This is a genomic window from Sphingomonas sp. PAMC 26605, from assembly GCF_000241485.1.
Lineage (GTDB): Bacteria > Pseudomonadota > Alphaproteobacteria > Sphingomonadales > Sphingomonadaceae > Sphingomonas.
The window spans coordinates 2,162,568-2,186,553 of sequence record NZ_JH584241.1; the positions used below are offsets into that span (position 1 = coordinate 2,162,568).

Below are 23,986 nucleotides of genomic sequence, written 5' to 3' on the forward strand. Positions count from 1 at the left end.
GTAACGGGCACCGGTCTCGGTGAGACGTCCCCCACCCCCAACCCCTCCCCTGAAGGGGAGGGGCTTAAGGACTCGCGACTTGGCGACCTCGCCCGCACCGCGCCGATCGGCCTGCCAGGTCTGTCCGAGCCCGAGACGGTGCGCCATTACACCCGCCTGTCGCGCCAGAATTACGGCATCGACCTCGGCTTCTTCCCGCTCGGCTCGTGCACGATGAAGCACAACCCGCGCTTGAACGAAAAGATGGCGCGGCTCCCCGGGTTCGCCGACATCCACCCGCTCGCGCCGGTGCAGACCGTGCAGGGCGCGCTCGAGGTGATCCAGCAGCTCGCGCACTGGCTGGTCACGCTCACCGGCATGGACTCTGTCGCGATGAGCCCCAAGGCCGGCGCGCATGGCGAGCTGTGCGGCGTGCTCGCGATCCGCGCGGCGCTCGAAGCGCGCGGGGAGGGGCATCGCAAGATCATCCTCGTCCCCGAGAGCGCGCACGGCACCAACCCGGCGACCGCGGCGTTCGCCGGCTATAGCGTCGAGGATATCCCCGCGACCGCCGACGGCCGCGTCGACACCGCGAAGCTGATCGCGCGACTCGGCCCCGACGTGGCGGGCGTGATGATCACCAACCCCAACACCTGCGGCCTGTTCGAGCGCGACATGCGCGTGATCTCGGACGCGGTCCACGCGGCGGGCGGGCTCGTCTATTGCGACGGCGCCAACTTCAACGCGATCGTCGGGCGCGTGCGGCCGGGCGATCTCGGCATCGATGCGATGCACATCAACCTCCACAAGACCTTCTCGACCCCGCATGGCGGCGGCGGGCCGGGTTCGGGGCCGGTGGTGTTCTCGAAGGCGCTCAGCCCCTACGCGCCGCTGCCGTTCGTCGAGAAGACCGATAACGGCTTCCACCTCGTCGAGGAGGAAACCGCGGGCGAGCATCATGCCGGCGCGTTCGGCCGGATGGTCGCGTTCCACGGCCAGATGGGCATGTTCACGCGTGCTTTGACCTACATCCTCAGCCACGGTGCCGATGGCTTGCGGCAGGTGTCGGAAGATGCCGTGCTCAACGCCAACTACATCCTGCGCAGCCTCGACAAGACGCTGGAGGCGCCGTTCGGTGGGGCGGGGCCGTGCATGCACGAGGCGCTGTTCTCGGACGAGAACCTCGCCGACGGCTTCTCGACGATCGACGTCGCCAAGGGGCTGATCGACGAGGGCTTCCACCCGATGACGATGTACTTCCCGCTCGTCGTCCACGGCGCGATGCTGATCGAGCCGACCGAGACCGAATCGAAGGCCGCGCTCGACCAGTTCATCGTCGCGCTCCGCTCGGTCGCCGAACGCGCCAAGGCGGGTGACGTCAGCCTCAAGTCGGCACCGCATTTCGCGCCCCGCAGCCGGCTCGACGAAACGCTGGCGGCGCGCAAGCCGATACTGGTATGGAAGGACCCGGGACTCGCGCAAGCCGCGGAATAACGGGGGGAATATATGCAGGTGCATCAGGTTCAGGCCAGCTGGCAGCAATATGCCATCATGGCAGTCGTCTTCGTCATCGTCTTTGCGATCCGCGGACGGAGCCTGATGCGCGTGCGGCCGCTCAAGGTCGAACAATTGTGGATCGTGCCTGCGGTCTATGCGGCGGTCGTCGCCTATCTGTTCGTCCGCTTTCCGCCGAGCGCGCTCGGCTGGGGGGTATCGGCGCTCGGGCTGGTGATCGGCGGTGCGATCGGCTGGCAACGCGGCAAGACGATGCGGATCCATATCGATCCCGCGACTGGGCTGCTGATGCAGAAGGGCTCGATCTGGGCGCTGGCGATCATCGTCGTGCTGATCGCGGTCAAGACGATCGCGCAGGCCGAGGGGCAGGCGCTGCACTTCGACGTCAGCATGCTGGTCGATGGGCTGGCGGCGCTGTCGCTCGGCATCTTCGTGGTGCAGCGGCTGGAGATGTACCTGCGCGCGAAACGCCTGCTCGAAGGCGTACCCGCCTGACCGAGCCGTGGATCCCGGCCGAGGCGGGCGTCGAGCCGCGCCGTCATGCGCCCGCGACGCTGCGCAATCGCATGGCGATCGCGGACACGCTGCGCGGCGTGTTGCCGCTGTCGGGAACGGTGCTCGAGATCGCCAGCGGATCGGGCGAGCATGCCGCCTATTTCGCGGGCGAGTTTCCCGCGCTCGACTGGCAGCCGAGCGATCCCGACACCGCCGCGCGCGTGTCGATCGCGGCGTGGTGCGACGGGATCGACAATGTCCTGCCGCCGCTCGAGATCGATGCGGCGGCCGCTGTGTGGCCGGTCGATCGCGCCGATGCGGTGCTGTGCATCAACATGGTGCATATCAGCCCGTGGGAGGCGACACGCGGTTTGATGGCCGGGGCCGCACGGCTGCTTTCGGCGGGAGCACCGCTGATCCTCTATGGCCCGTTCCTTCAGTACGACGTGCCGACAGCACAGAGCAATCTGCAGTTCGACGAGTCGCTGCGCGCGCGCGATCCGCGCTGGGGGATCCGCTCGGTTAATGCGGTGCGGGAAGCGGCGGCGGGGTTCATGCTGGATGCCACGATCGCGATGCCCGCGAACAACCTGCTGCTGGTGTTCCGCCGCACCGCGTAGCGCGCGGCGGGGGTGACGCCGCCGCTTCTCCGCGCTATCCGCGCCAGCATGATCAAGCATGCACTCCCCGTCACCCGCGAGGCCGATTTCTCCGCCTGGTACCAGTCCGTCATCACCGAGGCCGATCTCGCCGAGGAATCGGGCGTGCGCGGCTGCATGGTGATCCGGCCGTGGGGATACGGGATCTGGGAGCGCATCCAGCGCCTGCTCGACGACCGGATCAAGGCGACTGGCCACGAGAATTGCTATTTCCCGCTGTTCATCCCGCTCTCCTATTTCGAGAAGGAGGCGGATCACGTCGAGGGCTTCGCCAAGGAGATGGCGGTCGTCACGCATCACCGGCTGGTGAGCGACGGCAAGGGCGGGCTGATGCCCGATCCGACCGCCAAGCTCGAGGAGCCGCTCGTCGTGCGCCCGACTTCGGAGACGGTGATCGGCGCGGCGTTCGCGCGCTGGGTGCAGTCGTGGCGCGATCTGCCCGTGCTGATCAACCAATGGGCCAATGTGGTGCGCTGGGAGATGCGCACGCGGATGTTCCTGCGCACCTCCGAATTCCTCTGGCAGGAGGGCCACACCGCGCACGCCACCGCCGAAGAGGCGCGCGAAGAGACGCTCAAGATGCTCGAAGTCTACCGGTCATTCGCCGAGGATTGCCTCGCGCTCCCGGTGGTGGCGGGCGAGAAGCCCGAGAACGAGCGCTTCCCGGGGGCCGTCTCGACCTACAGCATCGAGGCGATGATGCAGGACGGCAAGGCGCTCCAGGCGGGCACCTCGCATTTCCTCGGCACCAACTTCGCGCACGCGCAGGATATCAAGTTCCAGAATTCGGAAGGCGTGTTCGAGCTCGCCAACACGACGAGCTGGGGCGTGTCGACGCGGATGATCGGCGGTGTGATCATGGTGCATGGCGACGACGACGGGCTGCGCGTACCACCGCAGATCGCGCCGTGGCAGGTGGTGATCGTGCCGATGTTGCGGGATCAGCCCGAAGACGCGGCGATCGTCGACTATTGCAAGGCGCTGCAGTCCGAGCTTGCCGAGCAATCGGCGCTGGGCGAGCCGGTGCGCGCGTTGCTCGACCTCAAGTTCGGCAAGGCTGCGACCAAGCGCTGGGGCTGGGTCAAGAAGGGCGCGCCGATCGTGATCGAAGTCGGCGGGCGCGACGTCGCGGGCGGCAACGTCTCGGTGATCCGCCGCGACCGGCTGTACCGTGCGGACGGCAAGCTCGACAGCGCGGTCGTCGCCAAGGGCGATTTCGTCGGCGCGGTTTCGGCGACGTTGACCGAGATTCAGGCGTCACTCCACAGCGAGGCGCGTGCGCGACTTGAGGCGAGCATTGTTCCGGGTGCCGATTTCGCAGCGCTCGAGACGCATTTCGCCGAGGGCGTGAAGAACCCCGGCTGGCTCGAGGTGCAATGGTCGAAGCCGACCGGCGAGGCGCTCGACGGTGTCGTGGAGCGTCTCAAGAAGCTCAAGCTCACGATCCGCAATGCGCCGATGGCGCAGGGCGCGATCGATGGGCCGTGCGTGTTTACCGGCGAGCCTGCGGTAGAGCGCGTGCTGATCGGGCGGTCGTACTGAGGCTGCTTCGCGCGGTTTGGCGATGAAAAGCGCTTCCCCGGCGAAGGCCGGGGCCCAGTCGTAATGGCCAATGTCATCACGTGCAGGGCGAGCCTCTGACCGCCCGCGACTGGGCCCCGGCCTTCGCCGGAGAAGCGATGTAAGTATCGCGAGTAGCGTCAGCGCTTGTCGAACGCAGCCCCGACATGCGCCTCGCCGCGACCCTCGGCGAGCTTGACTTGGCGGTGGCGTTCGGCGGCTGAGGCGCGCTTGGTTGCATCGATCGTCTCGGCGCAGGCCGGGCAGGCGACGCCTTCCTCATAGAGCGGCGAGGCGCGGTCCTCCGGGCTGACCGGCATGCGGCAGCCGCGACACAGCTCGTGCGTGCCCGGCGCCAGCCCGTGGCCGACTGCGACACGCTCGTCGAAGACGAAGCATTCGCCGTGCCAGCGGCTTTTGGTCTCGGGGACCTCTTCGAGATATTTCAGGATGCCGCCGTCGAGGTGATAGACCTCCTCCAGCCCCTCGGCTTTGAGGAAGGCGGTCGATTTCTCGCAGCGGATGCCGCCGGTGCAGAACATCGCGATCTTCTTGCCTTCGAGCTCGGCGCGATGCGCGCGCGCCCAGGCGGGGAAGTCGCTGAAGCTCGCGGTCCCGGGGTCGATCGCGCCGGCGAAGGTGCCGACTTTCACTTCGTACGCGTTGCGCGTGTCGATCACGACGGTGTCGGGCGAGTCGATCAGCGCGTTCCAGTCGGCGGGTTTGACATAGGTGCCGACGCTAGCGAGCGGGTCGATGTCGGGTTCGCCCATCGTCACGATCTCGCGCTTGAGGCGGACCTTTAGACGGTGGAACGGCATCGTTTCCGCGTGGCTGTATTTGGGGATGAGCTCGGCGCAGTCGGGCAGGGTGCGGATGTGCGTGACGACGGCGGCGATGCCGGCTCCTGGCCCGGCGATCGTGCCGTTGATGCCTTCCTGCGCAAGTAGCAGCGTGCCGCGTACGACGTTGGCGGCGCAGAGATCGAGTAGCGGCTGGCGGAGCGCTGCAGGATCGGGGAAGCGCGCAAAGCGGTAGAGCGCGGCGACGGTGATGGGGGAGGGGGTGGGCATAGCGCGGCCGCTTTAGAGGATTCCGGCGGAGGGTAAAATGCGCCTCCATCGTCACCCCGGCCTTGCCGGGGCCCACCTCTCCACAACCGCTGTCGCGGGTGGCGCGCGGTGGACCTTGGCACAAGGCCGGGGTGACGACGTTGGGCGGGGCGGGCGGCGCGCGGACGCCACCCGCCCCCGGGGGTTACGCCGCCTTGAGGGACTCCATATCGATGACGAAGCGATACTTAACATCGCTCTTCACCATCCGGTCATAAGCGGTGTCGATGTTCTGGATGTCGATCATCTCGATATCCGCCGTCAGGCCGTGCTTGACGCAGAAATCAAGCATTTCCTGTGTCTCCTGGATCCCGCCGATCAGCGAACCCGCGATCGAGCGACGCTTGAACACCAGCGCGCCGACGCTCGGCGAGGGATGCGGCGTCTCGGGAACGCCGACCAGCGTCATCGTGCCGTCGCGCTTGAGCAGGTTGAGGAACGGGTCGAGATCATGCGCCGCCGCGACGGTGTTGAGGATGAAATCGAAGCTGTTGGCGTGCTCGCCCATCGCGGCTTCGTCCTTCGACACGATCAGGTCGGTCGCGCCGAGCCGCTTGGCATCCTCGCGCTTGTTCGGCGAGGTGCTGAAGACATAGACGTCGGCCCCCATCGCCTTGGCGATCTTGACGCCCATATGGCCGAGCCCGCCGAGACCGACCACGCCGACCTTCTGGCCCGGACCGACCTTCCAGTGATGCAGCGGCGAATAGGTCGTGATTCCCGCGCACAGCAAAGGCGCGACCGCGGCGAGATCGGCCTCGTCATGCCCGACCTTGAGCACGAAATCCTGCTTCACGACGATATGGTCGGAATAGCCGCCCTTGGTATAGCCGCCGCCCGAGCGTGTGTCCGGCGCGTCATAGGTGCCGACGAAACCGGTCGTCTCGCAATATTGCTCCTCGCCGTCGGTGCACGACGGGCAATGCCCGCAGCTGTCGACCATGCAGCCGACGCCGGCAAGATCGCCGACCGCGAACTTGGTGACGTCGCTGCCAACCGCCGAGACGCGGCCGACGATTTCATGGCCGGGGACGCACGGATAGTTAACCGAGCCCCACTCGCCACGCGCGGTATGGAGATCCGAATGGCACACGCCGCAAAACAGGATGTCGATCGCGACGTCGTCGGCGAGCAGGTCGCGCCGCTCGAACGAAAACGGCGCGAAGGGCGCGTCGGCGGATGGCGCCGCGAAGGCGTGGGCGGTCGTGGTCATGGGGGGGTACCTCGGCTTTGGAGACGGAATGTCGAGGCCTCCGAGATCGGGTCGTGTACCGTCCGTTACAAGGCGTTTTGCCGCGGTGCGGCAGAAAAGAGCGCGTTCCACCGCTCGCCGAAAAGCGCGGTCGCCTCCTCGGATAAATGCAGCCCCATCTTGCTGCGCCGCTTGAGCACGTCGTCGGGGGTGCGCGCCCATTCATGATCGTGCAGCCAGCGTGCCTCGACTTCGCTGATCCCGCCGGCGAGATCGGGCCCGAGATCCTCGGCGCGTTTCACGTCGCGCAGCATTTCGGCGAGCATCGACCCATAGGCATGCGCCATCCGCTCCGACCGCGCTTCGCCGAGGAACGGCCAGGTCGCGCGGACGCTGGCGAGGAACGTCCTGAAATCGGCGATCGCCCCGCCCGGGAAAATCCGCGCGCGCGTCACCGGATGCGCAGCGAAGCCCATCGGCGCGGCGAGCTTGCCCATCGCCTCTTCGGCGAGATGGCGCGCCGTCGTGATCTTGCCGCCGAAGATCGACAGCAGCGGCGGGCCGTTGGTGTCGAGCTCGAGCACATAGTCGCGCGTCACCGCCTTCGCTTCGCTCGCGCCGTCATCATAGAGCGGGCGCACGCCCGACCAGGTCGACGTGACGTCGGCAGGGGTGATCTGTCGGGTGAAATGGAGGTTCACCGCGTCGCACAGATACGCGATCTCGGTATCATCGATCACGGCGTCTTCGGGCGTGTCGACGGGAACGTCGGTCGTGCCGATCTCGGTGAACTCGCCTTGATAGGGGATCGCGAAGACGATGCGGCGGTCGGGCTGCTGCAGGATATAGGCGTGCTCGCCCTCGAACAGCTTGGGCACGACGATATGGCTGCCCTTGACGAGGCGCACGTCCGAGGCGGCGTTGACCCCGAGCTTGAGCAGCATCTGGTGGACCCAGGGCCCCGCGGCATTGACCATCGCGCGCGCGCTGATCGTGCTGCCATCGGAGAGCGCGGCCCGCCACAGGCCATCCTCGCGCCGCGCAGATTCGACCGCGGTGCCGACGCGCACGTCCGCGCCATTGGCGGCGGCGTCGATTGCGTTGAGCACGGTCAGCCGCGCATCGTCTACGAACGCGTCGGAATAGACGAAGCCCGTTGCCGCGCCTTTCAGCGGCGCGAGATAGGCGGTGTCGCCCTTGCGCAGCCCGCGCGAACGCGCGAGTGTCATCTTGCCACCAAGGAAATCGTAGAGATACAGCCCGAGCCGCACCATCCACCACGGCCGCACGGCATTGGTCTGCGGCAGGACGAAGCGCATCGGGTGGATGATGTGCGGCGCCGCCTTGACCAGCCGCTCGCGCTCGCGCAGCGCTTCGGCGACGAGCTTGAACTCGTAATATTCGAGATAGCGTAAACCCCCGTGGATCAGCTTGGTCGAGGCCGAGGAGGTATGCGCCGCGAGATCGTCGCGTTCGACGAGCAGGACCTTGAGGCCGAGCAGACTGGCTTCGCGCGCGATCGCGCAGCCGTTGATCCCGCCGCCGATGACGAGCAGGTCGTAAGGGTTTGGTGTCATGAACTGGCCTTACCAGCTTGGACGAGGGATCGGAAGCGGGGAAGATCGCGGGACGCCGGAGTTGACCTCGACCGAGTCGCATTGTATGCGCACCACCGCTCGACCGGAGTTTTCCTCCGGGACGGTGCTTGAACATTGCTGGATGCATTCCAGGGCCCGGGGGCGGTTTCGCCTCCAATGGCCCTTTTTGTATTCCCCGAATTGTTCTGGGGGGGCGTGATGGCTCCAGCAAAGTAACCAACAGTCAAGGTGAAGAGATTCAATGCCGACAATCAACCAGCTGGTCCGCAAGGGCCGCGATCCGCAGAAGGCCAAGTCCAAGGTCCCTGCAATGGAGCAGAACCCGCAGAAGCGCGGCGTTTGCACCCGCGTCTACACGACGACCCCGAAGAAGCCAAACTCGGCTCTGCGCAAGGTGGCCAAGGTTCGCCTGACCAACAGCCGCGAAGTCATCAGCTACATCCCGGGCGAGGGCCACAATCTGCAGGAGCACTCGGTCGTGCTGATCCGCGGCGGTCGCGTTCGCGATCTTCCCGGCGTGCGCTACCATGTCCTGCGCGGTGTCCTCGATACACAGGGTGTCAAGGATCGTCGCCAGTCGCGTTCCAAGTACGGCGCCAAGCGTCCGAAGTAAGCCGGTCGGCTCACATAGCCGATCATCATATGGCTGAAGTTTAGAAGGAAATTGAAATGGCACGTCGTCGTCGCCCAGAAAAGCGTATCATCCTCCCCGATCCTAAGTACGGTGATGAGGTCCTCTCGAAGTTCATGAACTCGGTTATGCTCGACGGTAAGAAGTCGGTCGCGGAACTGATCGTGTACGGCGCGATGGAAACCGTCGAAACGCGTGCGAAGAAGGATCCCGTCGCGGTGTTCCATGACGCGCTCACCAACGTGAAGCCCGGCATCGAAGTCCGCAGCCGCCGTGTCGGTGGTGCGACCTATCAGGTCCCGGTCGAAGTGCGCCCCGAGCGTGCCCAGGCGCTGGCGATTCGCTGGTTGATCGCAGCTGCACGCGCACGCAGCGAGAACACCATGTCGGCGCGCCTCTCGGGCGAGCTGATGGACGCCGCCAACAACCGCGGCAACGCGGTCAAGAAGCGCGAAGACACGCACCGCATGGCCGAAGCCAACCGCGCCTTCTCGCATTATCGCTGGTAAGCGATTATATGGGCGGCGAGGAGTAGTGACATGGCTACCGCTTCCCCGCCGTCCATTGATGAGCTGAACCGCACGTCGGAGCGGCTCGAGGCCGAGGCCCGCAAGCTGCGGGCCGAAGCTGCCAAGCTCAGTGCAGAGGAAGCCAAGCTCTCGGCCGAACGGCTGAAGCTGCTTGCCGAAACGGAAATTCTGCCGCGAAACATGGTGTTTCAAGCCATGATTGCCTTTGCTGCCATTCTTGGTGCAGGGGCGGCACTCGCGAAATTGTTCTTCCCCTGATCGCCCCCGCGTTCAGCTCGCATTCTAACTCGTAAGGATTACGATCATGGCCCGCAGCCATCCGCTCGAACGCTATCGCAACATCGGCATCATGGCGCACATCGACGCCGGCAAGACGACGACGACCGAGCGTATCCTCTATTACACCGGCAAGTCCTACAAGATCGGCGAAGTGCACGAAGGCACCGCGACGATGGACTGGATGGAGCAGGAGCAGGAGCGCGGGATCACGATCACGTCGGCTGCGACGACCTGCAAGTGGCGCGCCAGCGAAGGCAAGGGCGAAGAGCACCTGATCAACATCATCGACACCCCGGGCCACGTCGACTTCACGATCGAAGTCGAGCGTTCGCTCCGCGTGCTCGACGGTGCCGTCGCCTGCTTCGACGGCGTTGCCGGCGTCGAGCCGCAGTCCGAGACCGTGTGGCGTCAGGCCGAGAAGTACAAAGTGCCGCGGATGTGCTTCGTCAACAAGCTCGACCGCACCGGCGCCGATTTCTATTTCTGCGTCCAGTCGATCATCGATCGCCTGGGTGCGCGTCCGGCCGTGCTGTATCTCCCGATCGGCATGGAAGGCGACTTCAAGGGCCTGGTCGATCTGGTCGAGAACCGCGCGATCATCTGGCTCGAAGAGAGCCTCGGCGCGAAGTTCGAATATTCGGAGATCCCCGCTGATCTCGCCGAGAAGGCAGCGAAGTATCGCAGCGACCTGATCGAGATGGCCGTCGAGCAGGACGACGCGCTGATGGAAGCCTATCTCGAGGGCAACGAGCCGAGCACGGCCGACCTCAAGAAGCTGATTCGCAAGGGCACCCTCAACTTCTCGTTCGTTCCGGTCGTCTGCGGTTCGGCGTTCAAGAACAAGGGCGTCCAGCCGCTGCTCGACGCCGTCGTCGACTATCTGCCGTCGCCGCTCGACGTTCCCGCCATTCAGGGCCTCAAGCTCGACGGCGTGACTCCGGACGAGCGTCCGTCGTCGGACGAAGCACCGTTCTCGGCGCTCGCGTTCAAGATCATGAACGATCCGTTCGTGGGAACGCTGACCTTCGCGCGTATCTACTCGGGCAAGCTCGAGACCGCGTCGCAGGTCACGAACTCGGTCAAGGACAAGAAGGAAAAGGTCGGCCGCATGCTGCTGATGCATGCGAACGAGCGCGAGGACATCCAAGTGGCCTATGCCGGCGACATCGTCGCTCTGGCAGGTCTCAAGGACACCACGACCGGCGACACGCTCTGCGCGATGAACGCGCCGATCATCCTCGAGCGGATGGAATTCCCCGAGCCCGTGATCGAGCTCTCGGTCGAGCCCAAGACCAAGGCCGACCAGGAGAAGATGGGCGTCGCGCTCAATCGTCTCGCACGCGAAGATCCGTCGTTCCGCGTTTCGTCGGACGCCGAGTCGGGCCAGACCATCATCAAGGGCATGGGCGAGCTCCATCTCGAGATCCTGGTCGACCGCATGAAGCGCGAGTTCAAGGTCGAGGCCAATGTCGGCGCGCCGCAGGTGGCTTACCGTGAGTATCTCGGCAAGCCGGTCGACGTCGACTACACGCACAAGAAGCAGTCGGGTGGTACCGGCCAGTTCGGTCGCGTGAAGGTCAAGGTCACGCCGGGCGAGCGCGGCTCGGGCATCGTCTTCAAGGACGAGATCAAGGGCGGTAACATTCCGAAGGAATATATCCCGGCGATCGAAAAGGGCTTCCGCGAGACGGCGGCGACGGGTTCGCTGGTCGGCTTCCCGATCATCGATTTCGAGATCCTCGTCTATGACGGTGCCTACCATGACGTCGACTCGTCGGCGCTGGCTTTCGAAATCTGTGCGCGTGGCGCGATGCGCGAAGTCGCGCAGAAGGCCGGCATCAAGCTGCTCGAGCCGATCATGAAGGTCGAAGTCGTGACCCCGGAAGATTATCTGGGCGACGTCATCGGCGACATGAACAGCCGTCGTGGCCAGATCCAGGGCACCGATACGCGCGGCAACGCGCAGTCGGTGGACGCGATGGTCCCGCTGGCGAACATGTTCGGCTATGTGAACGCGCTGCGCTCGTTCACGCAGGGCCGCGCGAACTACTCGATGCAGTTCTCGCATTACGAAGAAGTCCCGGCGAACGTCGCGGACGAGGTCAAGGCGAAGTTGGCCTAACCGGAGCGAGGCGCGCACCCACGGTGCGCGCCGGTGCCGCAAGGCACGCGAACGGTTGGCCGGCGGGTCGCCGCATGGCGAACCCGTCCGACGACACGGGATTTACTCCCGTGTCGGCCGTCTGAGATTGAAGAGCCCGCTCCGGCAACGGAGCGGGCCCTTTTTTGTTTGACGATGGATTTCCTGCTTGTTGCCAATGGCCCGTTAGCTCGGGTCCAATTGCGGATAACGATTTCGCCAGCTAGCGTTGGCGAATGAGTGGACGAAGATGGATCTCCGGGACAGTGTTGGCCGCCAGCCTGAGCGTGATGATCTGCGTTTTTGTGACGCCGGCAAAGCAGTTGCCAACGAACATGGCGAACGGTTCCTATGCCAGTTCGTGCTGTGGGACGATAATCTTGCACGATGGTCAAATGCACATTGGAAGGGTGACGGTCCCTTATAAGATTGAGACCGATAAAGTCGGTCCCTACATCCTACCGCGAAGCTTCGTGGGGGAGGGGGCGGGCACCTTTCGGCTCGACGAAGGATCCGCCCCTTTGAAGCTCCGTTTGAGCAGCGCGGAACGGCCGACGCAGATTACGTTGGATGGAGGCGACGTCGCGACCGCCGTCGAGATGTGATCGGAAGGACAGCTTGCGGTCAAAATCCGCATTCCGCGGTTGTTCCTTGGCTTTGTAACCGCTGGCAGCTGGACGCTTTTCAACACGTCGTCGTTGCGATATTTTGCTTCCATGAACGCTTCCGCGCCCGTCCTCACTACACCGCATAAGGTCGGCCTGCGCGTCGAGGACTTCCTGCTGCTCAACGCCAGCGGGGCGTTCGACGATTACGGCAAGACCGAACTCATCGACGGGGACATCTACGTCATGAATGCGCAGTTCAGTGAGCACGCGGGGGCGAAGTCTCGTTTGGCCTTCGCGCTTACGGTGCGACTGCGGGAGATCGGTAGCGACCTGGAGCTGATGACCGAAGTCGCGATTCGCTTGAATGACGACAGCATGCCGGAGCCGGATATCGTTCTGCACCGCTGGCGCGGCGAAGGTCCGGTGCCGGTCGAATCGGTCGCGCTCGTGATCGAGGTTTCCGACACCACATTAGCTAACGACCTCGGGCGTAAATCCGATCTGTACGCCGCGGCCGGCATTCCGGAATATTGGGTGATCGATCTGAACGAGAGCAGGGCGCTGATGCATGAGAACCCGGACTCCGATGGGTACCACGGGCAGCTCGACATCTTGCTGACGGATCGGCTGGTATCGGCGACGATCGCGGATCTCGAAGTCGATGGCTCAGAGGTGACTCGCTAGGCCGAGCAAAACCCATCGCGACCTCAACCCAAAAGCAATTTCCCCCTAGCGCCCACCCGAATCTTGGGCTATCGGCGCGCCTTCGCAAGTGATCGGGCGGTCTCGTCCGGCTTCTGGCGTATGGGGACGGCCCCGTTCCACCAACACGTTTTTGATGAGACGCGGCCCGTCGGCACTAGGCGGCGCGCTGTAAAGGAAAGACAATGGCGAAAGCAAAGTTCGAGCGGAACAAGCCGCATCTCAACATCGGCACGATCGGCCATGTCGATCATGGCAAGACCTCGCTCACGGCTGCGATCACCAAGGTGCTCGCCGAGACCGGTGGCGCCACCTTCACCAGCTATGCCAACATCGACAAGGCTCCTGAAGAGCGCGAGCGCGGCATCACCATCTCGACCGCACACGTCGAGTATGAGACGCTTGCCCGTCACTACGCGCACGTCGATTGCCCGGGCCACGCCGATTATGTGAAGAACATGATCACCGGTGCGGCGCAGATGGACGGCGCGATCCTCGTCGTTTCGGCGACCGATGGCCCGATGCCGCAGACCCGCGAGCACATCCTGCTCGCGCGCCAGGTCGGCGTGCCGACGATGGTCGTGTTCATGAACAAGGTCGATCTCGTCGACGACGAGGAAATCCTCGAGCTGGTCGAGATGGAAATCCGCGAGCTTCTCTCGAAGTACGATTTCGACGGCGACAACATCCCCGTCATCCGCGGTTCGGCTGTGGCTGCCCTCAACGACACCACGCCTGAGATCGGCCATGACGCCGTCCTCAAGCTGATGGAAGCTGTCGACACGTACCTGCCGCAGCCCGAGCGTCCGCTCGACAAGCCGTTCATGATGCCGATCGAGGACGTCTTCTCGATCTCGGGTCGTGGTACGGTCGTCACTGGCCGCGTCGAGACCGGCATCGTCAAGGTTGGCGAGGAAGTCGAGATCGTCGGCATCAACGACACGCGCAAGACCACGGTCACGGGCGTCGAAATGTTCCGCAAGCTGCTCGACTCGGGCCAGGCTGGCGACAATATCGGCGCGCTGATCCGCGGCGTTGGTCGTGAAGAAGTCGAGCGTGGCCAGGTTCTCTGCAAGCCCGGCTCGATCAAGCCGCACACGGCGTTCTCGTCGGAAGTCTACGTGCTGTCGAAGGACGAGGGTGGCCGTCACACGCCGTTCTTCGCCAACTACCGCCCGCAGTTCTACTTCCGCACGACCGACGTCACCGGCACCGTCGAGCTGCCTGAGGGCACCGAAATGGTCATGCCTGGCGACAACATCGCGCTCGGCGTCAAGCTGATCGCACCGATCGCCATGGACGTCGGCCAGCGCTTCACGATCCGCGAAGGCGGCCGTACCGTTGGTTCGGGCATCGTCTCGGGCATTTCGGCCTAAATTTCTAGCAATAGAAAAAAGTGCAGCCCGCGCCTCGATGAGAGGCGCGGGCTGTTGCTTTTTGTAGGAGGGGCCTGTAGTGCCCCGCCTCCAGTTTTGGTTTTAATCAGTAGAGGCGGCCGCCAAGCCGTCATCCCCGGCGCGCTTCGCCGGGATGACGAGGAAGCGAGTTGCCCCGCTCTTTCGCATCGGTAGGGACTATGGACAGCAATATCCGCATTCGTCTGAAGGCATTCGATCATCGCGTGCTCGACCAGGCTACCGGCGACATCGCCGACACTGCCCGCCGCACCGGCGCGCTCATCCGTGGCCCCATTCCGTTGCCGACGCGCATCGAGAAGTTCACGGTCAACCGCGGCCCGCACATCGACAAGAAGTCGCGCGAGCAGTTCGAGGTCCGTACCTACAAGCGCATGCTGGACATCGTTCAGCCGACCCCGCAGACGGTCGATGCGCTGATGAAGCTCGACCTCGCCGCAGGCGTTGACGTCGAGATCAAGCTCGCGTAATAGCGCGCCTCCACGAGATTCGGTGAAGCCTTCGGGCAGCACCAGATAGACGGGATACCGCCGGATTTATTCGGGTCTGCGTCCCCCGACACGCTCCACCGCCAGCGCGGGGAGCACCAGCCCGGGTCGGGGCCGCAGTATAAAATGAGTTTGGGCTGAGTACGCACCCTTCGGAATGGTCCGCGGGGTGCCTCTGCATTGTATGGAGCATTGATCATGCGCACTGGCGTGATCGCGAAAAAGATGGGGATGACCCGCTGGTTCCAGGACGACGGGCGCCATGTGCCCGTGACCGTTCTGGCGCTGGAAAATCTTCAAGTTGTGGCCGTTCGCGAGGCCGATCGAGATGGGTATGTTGCAGTCCAGCTGGGCGCAGGTACCGCAAAAGCAAAGAATGTCGCCAAGCCGCAGCGCGGCCACTTCGGCAAGGCCGAAGTCGAGCCCAAGGCGAAGCTGGCTGAATTCCGCGTGAGCGATGATGCCGTGCTCGAAGTCGGCGCGACCATCTCTGCCGACCATTATGTTTCCGGCCAGATCGTCGATATCCAGGGCGTGACCCAGGGTAAGGGCTTCCAGGGCGGCATGAAGCGTTGGGGCTTCGGCGGTCTGCGCGCGACCCACGGCGTTTCGGTCTCGCACCGTTCGCTCGGTTCGACCGGTCAGCGCCAGGATCCGGGCAAGGTCTTCAAGAACAAGAAGATGGCCGGGCACATGGGCGACAAGAACCGCACCCAGCAGAACCTCGAAATCGTTTCGACCGACGTCGAGCGTGGCCTGATCTTCGTCAAGGGTTCGGTCCCTGGCTCGAAGGGCGGCTGGTTGCTGGTCAAGGATTCGGTCAAGGTCGCGCGTCACGCCGATGCGCCGTACCCCGCCGGCCTCCGCCAGGTTGCCAACACCAACGACACCGCTCCCGCCGAGACGCCTGCTGACGTCGCGACCGTGGACGCGACCGACGGCCAGGAGGGCTGATCATGAAGGTTACATCTCAGTCTTTCGACGGCGCAGCCGTCACGGAAGTCGAGCTCAACGACGAGGTCTTCGGTCTCGATCCGCGCGCCGACATCCTGCACCGCGTCGTCACCTGGCAGCTCGAGAAGCGCCGTGCGACCGCAAGCGGCACGCGTGAGCGTTCCGACGTTGCACGTACGGGTAAGAAGTTCGGTCGCCAGAAGGGCGGCGGTACGGCTCGTCACGGCGATCGCCGCGCTCCGATCTTCGTCGGTGGTGGTAAGGCGCACGGTCAGCGGACCCGCGACTTCAACCCCGGCCTGAACAAGAAGATCCGCGCACTCGGTCTCAAGATGGCGCTGTCGACGCATGCACAGGCCGGTACGCTGGTCGTCATGGACAGCCTGGGCGTCGCCGAGAACAAGACCAAGACGCTGATCGCGGATTGGGCCAAGCTCGGCACCGGCAAGACCGCGCTCGTCATCGATGGCGACATGGTCGACACGAGCTTCGCACTGGCGGCGGGCAACCTGCACACGATCAACGTGATGCCGGCTGCCGGCGCCAACGTCTATGACATCCTGAAGCACGACACGCTGGTCCTGACCCGCGCTGCCGTCGAAATGCTGGAGGCGCGCTTCAATGGCTAAGCCAAAAACCGGGATCGACGCACGTCATTACGACGTGATCGTTGCTCCGCATATCACCGAAAAGGCCACGTTGCTCTCCGAGCACAATGCGGTCGTGTTCAAGGTCACCAACGACGCCACCAAGCCGCAGATCAAGGCTGCTGTGGAAGCGCTGTTCGACGTGACCGTTCTGGGGGTCAACACGATCGTCCAGAAGGGCAAGACCAAGAAGTGGAAGGGCGCGCCCTACACCCGCTCCGACATCAAGAAGGCGATCGTGACGTTGAAGGACGGCCAGTCCATCGACGTGACGACGGGGATCTGATCCGATGGCACTGAAGCATTATAACCCGACGAGCCCGGCACGCCGCGGGCTCATCCTCGTCGACCGGTCGGCACTGCACAAGGGCGGCCCCGTCAAGGCGCTGACCGAAGGCAAGCGCAAGACCGGTGGCCGTAACAACAAGGGCCACATCACGTCGCGCGGCATCGCCGGCGGTCACAAGCAGCGCTACCGCATCATCGACTTCAAGCGCCGTAACTGGGGCGTCGATGGCGTGGTCGAGCGGATCGAATATGATCCCAACCGCACCGCGTTCATCGCGCTGATCAACTATGGTCAGACTGCCGATGGCAAGGAAAACGTTGCCTACATCATCGCGCCGCAGCGCTTGGCCGTCGGTGACAAGGTCATCGCGGACAAGAAGACCGACGTGAAGCCGGGCAACGCGATGGAACTGGGCCAGATGCCGGTCGGCACGATCGTCCACAACGTCGAGATGAAGCCGGGCAAGGGTGGTCAGATCGCACGTTCGGCAGGCACGTACGTGCAGGTCGTCGGTCGCGACAGGGGCATGGTCATGGTCCGCCTCAACTCGGGCGAGCAGCGCTACCTCCATGCGAACTGCATGGCCACGGTCGGCGCCGTGTCGAACCCCGACAACGGCAACACCAACCTCGCCAAGGCAGGCCGCAGCCGCTGGTTGGGCATCCGCCCGCTGACGCGTGGTGTCGCCAAGAACCCGGTCGACCATCCGCACGGCGGTGGTGAAGGCCGTACCTCGGGTGGCCGTCATCCGGTTACGCCATGGGGCAAGCCGACCAAGGGTGCGCGCACCCGTCACAATAAGTCGACGGATAAGATGATCATCCGTTCGCGTCATTCGACGAAGAGGAAGGGCTAAGATGGCTCGCTCAGTCTGGAAGGGTCCCTTCGTGGACCTCCACCTGCTCAAGAAGGCAGAAACCGCGCAGGAAACCAATGCGCGCGGTGCGATCAAGACCTGGTCGCGTCGCTCGACGATCCTGCCGCAGTTCGTGGGCCTCACGTTCAGCGTCTATAACGGTCGCAAGTTCGTGCCGGTCTCGGTCAACGAGGACATGGTGGGCATGAAGCTCGGCGAGTTCGCGCCCACTCGGTACTTCCCCGGCCACGCCGCGGACAAGAAGGGCAAGCGCTAATGTCTAAGGCGAAATCCCCCCGCAAGGTCGGCGAGAAGGAAGCCCTCTCGGTCGGCACGCAGATCCGTGGTTCGGCGCAGAAGCTCGGCCTGGTTGCAGCGCTCATTCGCAACAAGCCGGTCGGCCAGGCGATGAACATCCTGCAATTCTCGACCAAGGGCATGGCAATCGAAGCGCGCAAGGTGCTGGCCTCGGCCATCGCCAACGCTGAGAACAACCATAACCTCGACGTCGACTCGCTCGTCGTCTCGGAAGCCTCGGTCGGCAAGTCGATCGTCATGAAGCGGTTCGCCACGCGCGGCCGCGGCAAGTCGACCCGCATCCTCAAGCCCTTCAGCCGCCTGCGCATCGTCGTTCGCGAAATGGAAGAAGAAGCGTAATGGGTCAGAAATCGAACCCCATCGGTCTGCGCCTGCAGATCAACCGCACCTGGGACAGCCGCTGGTATGCCGAGGGCGCCGATTACGGTCGTCTTCTGCTCGAAGATCTCAAGATGCGTGCGTTCATCATGAAGACGCTGCCGCAGGCAGCGATCTCCAAGGTGGTGATCGACCGTCCGGCCAAGCTGTGCCGCGTCTCGATCTTCGCAGCACGCCCCGGCGTGATCATCGGCAAGAAGGGCGCAGACATTGAAAAGCTGCGCCGCCTGCTCGGCAAGATGACCACGTCCGACGTGAGCCTCAACATCGTCGAAATCCGCAAGCCGGAAGTCGATTCGAAGCTCGTCGCACAGGGGATCGCCGATCAGCTCGAGCGTCGTATCGCCTTCCGCCGCGCCATGAAGCGTGCGGTCCAGTCGGCGATGCGTCTCGGCGCAGAGGGCATCCGGATCAACTGCGGCGGCCGTCTCGGCGGTGCTGAAATCGCGCGTTCGGAATGGTATCGCGAAGGTCGCGTTCCGCTCCACACGCTGCGCGCCAACGTCGATTATGCCGAAGCGACTGCACACACCGCCTACGGCGTGTGCGGCGTGAAAGTCTGGATCTTCAAGGGCGAAATCCTGGGTCATGACCCGATGGCGACCGACCGGCTGATGATGGAAGCACAGACTTCCGGCGTCCGGCCTGATCCGCGCCGCTAAGGAATAGATCATGCTGCAACCGAAAAAGACCAAGTTTCGCAAGGCCTTCAAGGGCCGCATCCATGGCGACGCCAAGTCCGGCACGACCCTCAACTTCGGCTCGTACGGGCTGAAGGCGATGGAGCCGGACCGGATTACCGCACGCCAGATCGAGGCGGCTCGCCGCGCGATCACGCGTCACATCAAGCGCCAGGGGCGTTTGTGGATCCGCGTTTTCCCGGATCTTCCCGTCTCGGGCAAGCCTGCCGAAGTCCGCATGGGTAAGGGCAAGGGTTCGCCGGAATATTGGGCAGCTCGCGTAAAGCCGGGCCGCATCCTGTTCGAACTGGATGGCGTTCCGGGTGACATCGCCGCTATGGCGTTCAGCCGCGCAGCGATGAAGCTGCCGATCAAGGTGAAGGTCGTTGCCCGTCTCGGCGACACCTCGCATCTGGGAGTTGCATAAGATGGCAAAGCTCGACACGCGTCGTTCCGACCTGGCCGCCAAGACCGAAGACCAGCTGGGCGAAGAGCTCGGCAACCTGAAGCGCGAGGCGTTCAACCTCCGTTTCCAGGCGGCGACCAACCAGCTCGAAAAGTCGAGCCGGGTGAAGGAAGTCCGTCGCGACATCGCTCGCATCAAGACCCTGCAGTCCGCGCGCTCGCGCGACACTGCGGCAAAGTAAGGATTTAGACATGCCAAAGCGCGTGCTGACGGGGCTGATCGTCTCCGACAAGGGCGACAAGACGGTGGTCGTGAACGTGGAGCGTAAGGTCAAGCACGCGCTCTACGGCAAGATCATCCGTCGTACGAAGAAGTATCATGCCCATGATGAGGGCAATGAGTTCAAGCAGGGCGAAACCGTGCGGATCGAAGAGACCGCACCGATCTCCAAGCTGAAGACCTGGAAGGTGATCGATCGGGTTAACACCCATGCGACGCCTGAGCGGGTCGACGTCGACGCATAAACCCGTCACCCCAGCGAAAGCTGGGGTCTCGTGGGTGAGGGCATGACAGTTGCCGGAAGACCCCAGCTTTCGCTGGGGTGACGGTTGAGTTTTTAGGCGGGTCCCGGTCGGAATCGGGGTCCATAGTGAGAAGGAAGCGGATCCAATGATCCAGATGCAATCCAATCTCGAGGTCGCTGACAACAGCGGCGCGAAGCGGGTTATGTGCATCAAGGTGCTTGGGGGTTCCAAGCGTCGTGTTGCAGGCGTGGGCGACATCATCGTCGTCAGCGTCAAGGAAGCTGCCCCCCGTGGCCGCGTGAAGAAGGGCGACGTGCACCGTGCCGTCATCGTGCGTACGGCGAAGGACATTCGCCGCGCCGATGGCACCGTGATCCGCTTCGATTCGAACGCAGCCGTGCTGGTCAACAAGAACGAAGAGCCGATCGGCACGCGTATCTTTGGCCCAGTGGTGCGCGAGCTCCGCGGCAAGAAGCACATGAAAATCATCTCGCTCGCACCGGAGGTGCTGTAAAATGGCCGCCGCTAAGATCAAGAAGGGCGATCGCGTCATCGTCCTGTCGGGCCGCGACAAGGGCAAGACCGGCGAAGTGACGACCGCGTTCCCGAAGGACGGCAAGGTCATCGTTTCGGGCGTCAACGTCGCCGTGCGCCATACCAAGCCGAGCCAGGGCGACCCCGAGGGTGGCCTGAAGCGTTCGGAAGCACCGATGCACATTTCCAAGGTTGCGCATGTGACCGCCGACGGCAAGCCGACGCGCGTTCGCTTCGAGACCCAGGACGGCAAGAAGGTCCGCGTTGCGGTCAAGACCGGGGAGAAGATCAGTGGCTGATGCTGCAACCAAGCCCCGGATGAAGGGCATGTACGACGACAAGATCGTCGCTGCGATGACCGAGAAGTTCGGCTACAAGAACGCGATGGAAGTTCCGCGCATCGACAAGATCGTCCTGAACATGGGCGTTGGCGAAGCGACGCAGGACAAGAAGAAGGTCGACCAGGCAGCCCAGGAAATGGAGCTGATCGCCGGCCAGAAGCCCGTCGTGACCAAGGCCAAGAAGTCGATCGCTCAGTTCAAGCTGCGCGAAGGCATGCCGATCGGCGTGAAGGTCACCCTTCGTCGTGAGCGCATGTACGAGTTCCTCGACCGTTTCATCACGATCGCGCTCCCGCGCGTTCGCGATTTCCGCGGGCTCAACCCCAAGTCGTTCGACGGACGCGGCAACTATGCCTGCGGCCTTAAGGAGCAGCTGGTGTTCCCGGAAATCAGCTACGACCGGATCGACAAGATCCGCGGCATGGACGTGATCGTCACGACCACGGCACGGACCGACGACGAAGCGCGCGAGCTGCTCCGCCTGTTCGGCTTCCCGTTCCCGCCGGAAGTCACTGAAGACGCGACCGAAAAGAAGGCGGCATAAGATGGCGAAGGTAAGTTCTGTCAACAAGAACGAGCGTCGCAAGATGCTCGTCAAGAAGTACGCGCCTAAGTATGCGGCGCTCAAGGCAATCGCTGGCGACAATTCGCTGAGCGACGGCGAGCGGATCGAAGCCCGTCTGAAGATGGCCGAGATTCCCCGCAACGGGAACCCGACGCGCATCCGCAACCGCTGCGAGCTGACGGGTCGTCCGCGCGCTTATTATCGCAAGTTCCGCCTCTGCCGTATTCAGCTGCGCGATCTGGCCAACAAGGGCCTGATCCCGGGCGTTACGAAGTCGAGCTGGTAAGGATCAACAGATGGCATTGACCGATCCCCTGGGTGATATGCTCACCCGCATCCGCAACGGCCAGCGCGCGCGCAAGGACTCCGTCCTGACGCCGGGCTCCAAGCTGCGGGCCCGCGTTCTCGACGTTCTCCAGCGCGAAGGCTACATCCGTGGCTATAGCGAAGAGCAGATGGGCCCCGCGGCCGGCATCCGCATCGAGCTGAAGTATTTCGAGGGCCAGCCTGCGATCAAGCACGTTGCCCGCGTTTCGAAGCCTGGCCGTCGCGTCTATTCGGCTTCGACCGAACTGCCGCGCGTCATGAACGGCCTCGGCATCACCATCGTCTCGACGCCTCGCGGTGTTCTGTCCGACGCCGAAGCGCGCGAACAGAATGTCGGCGGCGAAGTCCTCGCGGAGGTGTTCTGATATGAGCCGCATCGGTAAAAAGCCGGTCGCGATCCCCAGCGGCGTGACCGCGACGATCGAAGGCCAGCAGCTCACCGTGAAGGGGCCCAAGGGCACCCTCGCGATGCCGCTGCGCGAAGAGATCAGCTATGTGCTCGAAGAGGGTGGCGTTTCGGTCAACCCCGCAAACGAGACCAAGCGCGCTCGCGCGTTCTGGGGCATGCAGCGCACGCTCGTGCAGAACCTGATCACCGGCGTGTCGGACGGCTTCACCAAGAAGCTGCTGATCAACGGCGTTGGCTATCGTGCTGCGGCGCAGGGCAAGAACCTGAACCTCAAGCTCGGCTACAGCCACGACGTCAACATCGACGTGCCGGAGGGGATCGAAGTCAAGACCCCCGACAACACGACGATCGAGATCTCGGGTTCGGACAAGCAGAAGGTCGGCCAGCTGGCAGCTGAAATCCGTCGTTGGCGCAAGCCCGAGCCTTACAAGGGCAAGGGCATCAAGTACGACGGCGAGTTCATCTTCCGCAAGGAAGGGAAGAAGAAGTAATGTCGACCAAGGGTATGTCTCTCTTCGAGAAGCGGCGCCGCCGCAACCGCACCGCGCTTCGTGCACGGGGTTCGGGCCGTCCGCGGCTGTCGATCCACCGCTCGGGCCGCCACATCTATGCGCAGATCATCGACGACGCCAAGGGCGTGACGATCGCTGCTGCTTCGACGCTGGAAAAGGACGTGCGCGACACGTCCGGCGCCAACCTCGACGCAGCGACCGGTGTCGGCACGCGCATCGCCGAAGCCTGCAAGGCGGCTGGCGTGACGCAGGTCGTGTTCGATCGCGGTGGCTTCCTGTTCCACGGCCGGGTCAAGGCGCTGGCGACTGCCGCGCGTGAAGCCGGATTGGAGTTCTAATTATGGCTGACGACAACATTCCGAACGAAATCGCAGCGTCGCCCGACGGCGCACCGGTTCCGCAGCAGGAAGCGCCGCGCGGTCGCGGTGGTCCTGGTGGCAACCGTGGCGGCCCTGGCGGCGGTCGTGGTCCCGGCGGCGGTGCGAACCGTGGCGGCCGTGACAACCGTGGCGGTCGCGACAATCGCGGTCGTGGCGGCCCCGGTGCCGACGATGGCGGCGAAGAGCTGATCGAGAAGCTGGTTCACATCAACCGCGTCTCGAAGACGGTCAAGGGCGGCAAGCGCTTCGGCTTTGCAGCACTCGTCGTCGTCGGCGACGGCAAGGGCCGGGTCGGCTTCGGTCATGGCAAGGCGCGCGAAGTGCCCGAAGCCATTTCGAAGGCGACGGCTGCTGCCAAGAAGGCAATGGTCCGCGTTCCCTTGAAGGACGGCCGCACGCTGCATCATGACGGCAACGGTCACTTCGGTGCCGGTCTCGTCACGCTGCGCTCGGCGCCGGCGGGTACGGGTATCATCGCTGGTGGTCCGATGCGCGCCGTGTTCGAGTCGCTCGGCGTTGCCGACGTCGTGACCAAGTCGGTCGGCACGTCGAACCCGTACAACATGATCCGTGCGACCTTCGAGGCGCTGACCTCGCAGGTTTCGCCGAAGTCGGTTGCACAGCGTCGCGGCAAGAAGATTGCCGACCTGCTGGGCCGTGGTGGATCCGAGACTGCCGAGGCCGATGCGGCCGCGGTTGTGGAGTAAGCGACATGGCAACCATCAAGATCACGCAGACCGGTTCGCCGATCCGCCGCGAAGCCGACCAGCGCGCAACGCTGATCGGCCTCGGCCTCAACAAGATGCACAAGACGCGCGAGCTCGAGGATACCCCCGAAGTCCGGGGCATGATCCGCAAGGTCGCGCACATGGTGAAGATCGAGGCTTGACCTCATCGAGCCCCTCCCCTTTAGGGGAGGGGTTGGGGTGGGGACGTCCCAGGAGCTAGTCTCTGCGAGGCATC

At 64.0% G+C, this 23,986-nt stretch carries 33 protein-coding genes; 30 read left to right on the forward strand and 3 right to left on the reverse strand.

Annotated elements, in window-relative coordinates; all coding sequences use genetic code 11:
• From gcvPB to RH90_RS10095, 4 genes are all read left to right on the forward strand, one after another.
• Window positions 1–1,473 (forward strand): aminomethyl-transferring glycine dehydrogenase subunit GcvPB (gcvPB, locus tag RH90_RS10080; protein WP_081476999.1); only part of this gene is annotated, 1,473 nt, incomplete at its 5' end.
• Between the two features lie 12 nt (window positions 1,474–1,485).
• The gene (locus tag RH90_RS10085) at window positions 1,486–1,989 is read left to right on the forward strand and encodes a CcdC protein domain-containing protein (RefSeq protein WP_010185481.1); all 504 of its coding nucleotides are present in this window, start codon (window positions 1,486–1,488) and stop codon (window positions 1,987–1,989) included.
• Complete coding sequence (locus RH90_RS10090) at window positions 1,986–2,609, forward strand: DUF938 domain-containing protein (protein ID WP_029625452.1); 624 nt, start codon at window positions 1,986–1,988, stop codon at window positions 2,607–2,609. Before RH90_RS10085 ends, RH90_RS10090 begins: the two co-directional genes overlap by 4 nt.
• Window positions 2,610–2,657: 48 nt before the next feature.
• Window positions 2,658–4,190, forward strand: a complete 1,533-nt coding sequence (locus RH90_RS10095; RefSeq protein WP_029625215.1) for an aminoacyl--tRNA ligase-related protein — start codon at window positions 2,658–2,660, stop codon at window positions 4,188–4,190.
• Between the two features lie 158 nt (window positions 4,191–4,348).
• On the opposite strand, the gene trhO is transcribed toward RH90_RS10095, so the two are convergent.
• The 3 genes from trhO to glpD all read right to left on the reverse strand — a co-directional run bounded on the left by trhO (window position 4,349) and on the right by glpD (window position 8,089).
• Window positions 4,349–5,281, reverse strand: a complete 933-nt coding sequence (gene trhO / locus RH90_RS10100) for an oxygen-dependent tRNA uridine(34) hydroxylase TrhO (RefSeq protein ID WP_010185484.1) — start codon at window positions 5,279–5,281, stop codon at window positions 4,349–4,351.
• A 184-nt stretch (window positions 5,282–5,465) separates the two neighbouring features.
• Window positions 5,466–6,533: an NAD(P)-dependent alcohol dehydrogenase gene (locus RH90_RS10105; RefSeq protein ID WP_010185485.1), complete on the reverse strand. Its 1,068-nt coding sequence runs from the start codon at window positions 6,531–6,533 to the stop codon at window positions 5,466–5,468.
• 65 nt (window positions 6,534–6,598) lie between these two features.
• Complete coding sequence (gene glpD / locus RH90_RS10110; RefSeq protein WP_010185486.1) at window positions 6,599–8,089, reverse strand: glycerol-3-phosphate dehydrogenase; 1,491 nt, start codon at window positions 8,087–8,089, stop codon at window positions 6,599–6,601.
• 262 nt (window positions 8,090–8,351) lie between these two features.
• Between glpD and rpsL the strand changes: the two genes are divergently transcribed.
• The 26 genes from rpsL to rpmD all read left to right on the forward strand — a co-directional run bounded on the left by rpsL (window position 8,352) and on the right by rpmD (window position 23,912).
• A complete protein-coding gene (gene rpsL, locus RH90_RS10115; protein WP_010185487.1) occupies window positions 8,352–8,723 on the forward strand; it encodes a 30S ribosomal protein S12 in 372 nt (123 codons plus the stop codon).
• Window positions 8,724–8,779: 56 nt separating this feature from the next.
• Window positions 8,780–9,250 (forward strand): 30S ribosomal protein S7, encoded by a 471-nt coding sequence (gene rpsG, locus RH90_RS10120; RefSeq protein WP_010185488.1) that lies wholly within the window; start codon window positions 8,780–8,782, stop codon window positions 9,248–9,250.
• 30 nt (window positions 9,251–9,280) lie between these two features.
• Window positions 9,281–9,529: a hypothetical protein gene (locus tag RH90_RS10125; RefSeq protein WP_029625216.1), complete on the forward strand. Its 249-nt coding sequence runs from the start codon at window positions 9,281–9,283 to the stop codon at window positions 9,527–9,529.
• A gap of 46 nt (window positions 9,530–9,575) precedes the next feature.
• Window positions 9,576–11,672 (forward strand): elongation factor G, encoded by a 2,097-nt coding sequence (fusA, locus tag RH90_RS10130; protein WP_010185489.1) that lies wholly within the window; start codon window positions 9,576–9,578, stop codon window positions 11,670–11,672.
• A 734-nt stretch (window positions 11,673–12,406) separates the two neighbouring features.
• Window positions 12,407–12,982, forward strand: a complete 576-nt coding sequence (locus RH90_RS10140; RefSeq protein ID WP_010185492.1) for a Uma2 family endonuclease — start codon at window positions 12,407–12,409, stop codon at window positions 12,980–12,982.
• Between the two features lie 203 nt (window positions 12,983–13,185).
• Window positions 13,186–14,376, forward strand: a complete 1,191-nt coding sequence (tuf, locus tag RH90_RS10145) for an elongation factor Tu (protein ID WP_010185493.1) — start codon at window positions 13,186–13,188, stop codon at window positions 14,374–14,376.
• Between the two features lie 200 nt (window positions 14,377–14,576).
• The gene (rpsJ, locus tag RH90_RS10150) at window positions 14,577–14,885 is read left to right on the forward strand and encodes a 30S ribosomal protein S10 (RefSeq protein ID WP_007406109.1); all 309 of its coding nucleotides are present in this window, start codon (window positions 14,577–14,579) and stop codon (window positions 14,883–14,885) included.
• A gap of 216 nt (window positions 14,886–15,101) precedes the next feature.
• On the forward strand, window positions 15,102–15,857 hold the full coding sequence (rplC, locus tag RH90_RS10155) for a 50S ribosomal protein L3 (protein ID WP_010185494.1): 756 nt from the start codon (window positions 15,102–15,104) through the stop codon (window positions 15,855–15,857).
• A gap of 2 nt (window positions 15,858–15,859) precedes the next feature.
• Window positions 15,860–16,486, forward strand: coding sequence for a 50S ribosomal protein L4 (gene rplD / locus RH90_RS10160; protein ID WP_010185495.1), 627 nt, complete (start codon window positions 15,860–15,862; stop codon window positions 16,484–16,486).
• Window positions 16,479–16,790 (forward strand): 50S ribosomal protein L23, encoded by a 312-nt coding sequence (locus tag RH90_RS10165; protein WP_010185496.1) that lies wholly within the window; start codon window positions 16,479–16,481, stop codon window positions 16,788–16,790. The genes rplD and RH90_RS10165 overlap by 8 nt, the downstream gene beginning before the upstream one ends.
• 4 nt (window positions 16,791–16,794) lie before the next feature.
• Window positions 16,795–17,649: a 50S ribosomal protein L2 gene (rplB, locus tag RH90_RS10170; protein ID WP_010185497.1), complete on the forward strand. Its 855-nt coding sequence runs from the start codon at window positions 16,795–16,797 to the stop codon at window positions 17,647–17,649.
• Window position 17,650: 1 nt separating this feature from the next.
• Window positions 17,651–17,926 carry a 30S ribosomal protein S19 gene (rpsS, locus tag RH90_RS10175; protein ID WP_010164582.1) on the forward strand — a complete coding sequence of 92 codons (276 nt, stop codon included), beginning with the start codon at window positions 17,651–17,653 and terminating at the stop codon, window positions 17,924–17,926.
• A complete protein-coding gene (rplV, locus tag RH90_RS10180; RefSeq protein WP_010185498.1) occupies window positions 17,926–18,306 on the forward strand; it encodes a 50S ribosomal protein L22 in 381 nt (126 codons plus the stop codon). Before rpsS ends, rplV begins: the two co-directional genes overlap by 1 nt.
• A complete protein-coding gene (rpsC, locus tag RH90_RS10185; RefSeq protein ID WP_010185499.1) occupies window positions 18,306–19,007 on the forward strand; it encodes a 30S ribosomal protein S3 in 702 nt (233 codons plus the stop codon). Before rplV ends, rpsC begins: the two co-directional genes overlap by 1 nt.
• A gap of 10 nt (window positions 19,008–19,017) precedes the next feature.
• On the forward strand, window positions 19,018–19,452 hold the full coding sequence (rplP, locus tag RH90_RS10190) for a 50S ribosomal protein L16 (protein ID WP_010185500.1): 435 nt from the start codon (window positions 19,018–19,020) through the stop codon (window positions 19,450–19,452).
• 1 nt (window position 19,453) lies between these two features.
• The gene (rpmC, locus tag RH90_RS10195; protein ID WP_010185501.1) at window positions 19,454–19,672 is read left to right on the forward strand and encodes a 50S ribosomal protein L29; all 219 of its coding nucleotides are present in this window, start codon (window positions 19,454–19,456) and stop codon (window positions 19,670–19,672) included.
• A 10-nt stretch (window positions 19,673–19,682) separates the two neighbouring features.
• Window positions 19,683–19,955: a 30S ribosomal protein S17 gene (gene rpsQ, locus RH90_RS10200; protein WP_010185503.1), complete on the forward strand. Its 273-nt coding sequence runs from the start codon at window positions 19,683–19,685 to the stop codon at window positions 19,953–19,955.
• 145 nt (window positions 19,956–20,100) lie between these two features.
• Window positions 20,101–20,469, forward strand: a complete 369-nt coding sequence (gene rplN / locus RH90_RS10205) for a 50S ribosomal protein L14 (RefSeq protein WP_010164574.1) — start codon at window positions 20,101–20,103, stop codon at window positions 20,467–20,469.
• Between the two features lies 1 nt (window position 20,470).
• Window positions 20,471–20,788: a 50S ribosomal protein L24 gene (rplX, locus tag RH90_RS10210; protein WP_010185504.1), complete on the forward strand. Its 318-nt coding sequence runs from the start codon at window positions 20,471–20,473 to the stop codon at window positions 20,786–20,788.
• A complete protein-coding gene (gene rplE / locus RH90_RS10215; protein WP_029625217.1) occupies window positions 20,781–21,374 on the forward strand; it encodes a 50S ribosomal protein L5 in 594 nt (197 codons plus the stop codon). The genes rplX and rplE overlap by 8 nt, the downstream gene beginning before the upstream one ends.
• Before the next feature lies 1 nt (window position 21,375).
• Window positions 21,376–21,681 carry a 30S ribosomal protein S14 gene (rpsN, locus tag RH90_RS10220; RefSeq protein ID WP_010185506.1) on the forward strand — a complete coding sequence of 102 codons (306 nt, stop codon included), beginning with the start codon at window positions 21,376–21,378 and terminating at the stop codon, window positions 21,679–21,681.
• Window positions 21,682–21,691: 10 nt separating this feature from the next.
• A complete protein-coding gene (gene rpsH, locus RH90_RS10225; RefSeq protein WP_010185507.1) occupies window positions 21,692–22,087 on the forward strand; it encodes a 30S ribosomal protein S8 in 396 nt (131 codons plus the stop codon).
• A 1-nt stretch (window position 22,088) separates the two neighbouring features.
• Entirely contained in the window at window positions 22,089–22,622 is a 534-nt protein-coding gene (rplF, locus tag RH90_RS10230) for a 50S ribosomal protein L6 (RefSeq protein ID WP_010185508.1), read from the forward strand.
• The gene (rplR, locus tag RH90_RS10235) at window positions 22,622–22,981 is read left to right on the forward strand and encodes a 50S ribosomal protein L18 (RefSeq protein ID WP_010185509.1); all 360 of its coding nucleotides are present in this window, start codon (window positions 22,622–22,624) and stop codon (window positions 22,979–22,981) included. The genes rplF and rplR overlap by 1 nt, the downstream gene beginning before the upstream one ends.
• Window positions 22,982–22,983: 2 nt before the next feature.
• Window positions 22,984–23,730 carry a 30S ribosomal protein S5 gene (gene rpsE, locus RH90_RS10240; protein WP_010185510.1) on the forward strand — a complete coding sequence of 249 codons (747 nt, stop codon included), beginning with the start codon at window positions 22,984–22,986 and terminating at the stop codon, window positions 23,728–23,730.
• A gap of 5 nt (window positions 23,731–23,735) precedes the next feature.
• Window positions 23,736–23,912: a 50S ribosomal protein L30 gene (rpmD, locus tag RH90_RS10245; RefSeq protein WP_010164564.1), complete on the forward strand. Its 177-nt coding sequence runs from the start codon at window positions 23,736–23,738 to the stop codon at window positions 23,910–23,912.
• The last annotated feature ends 74 nt before the right edge of the window (window positions 23,913–23,986 follow it).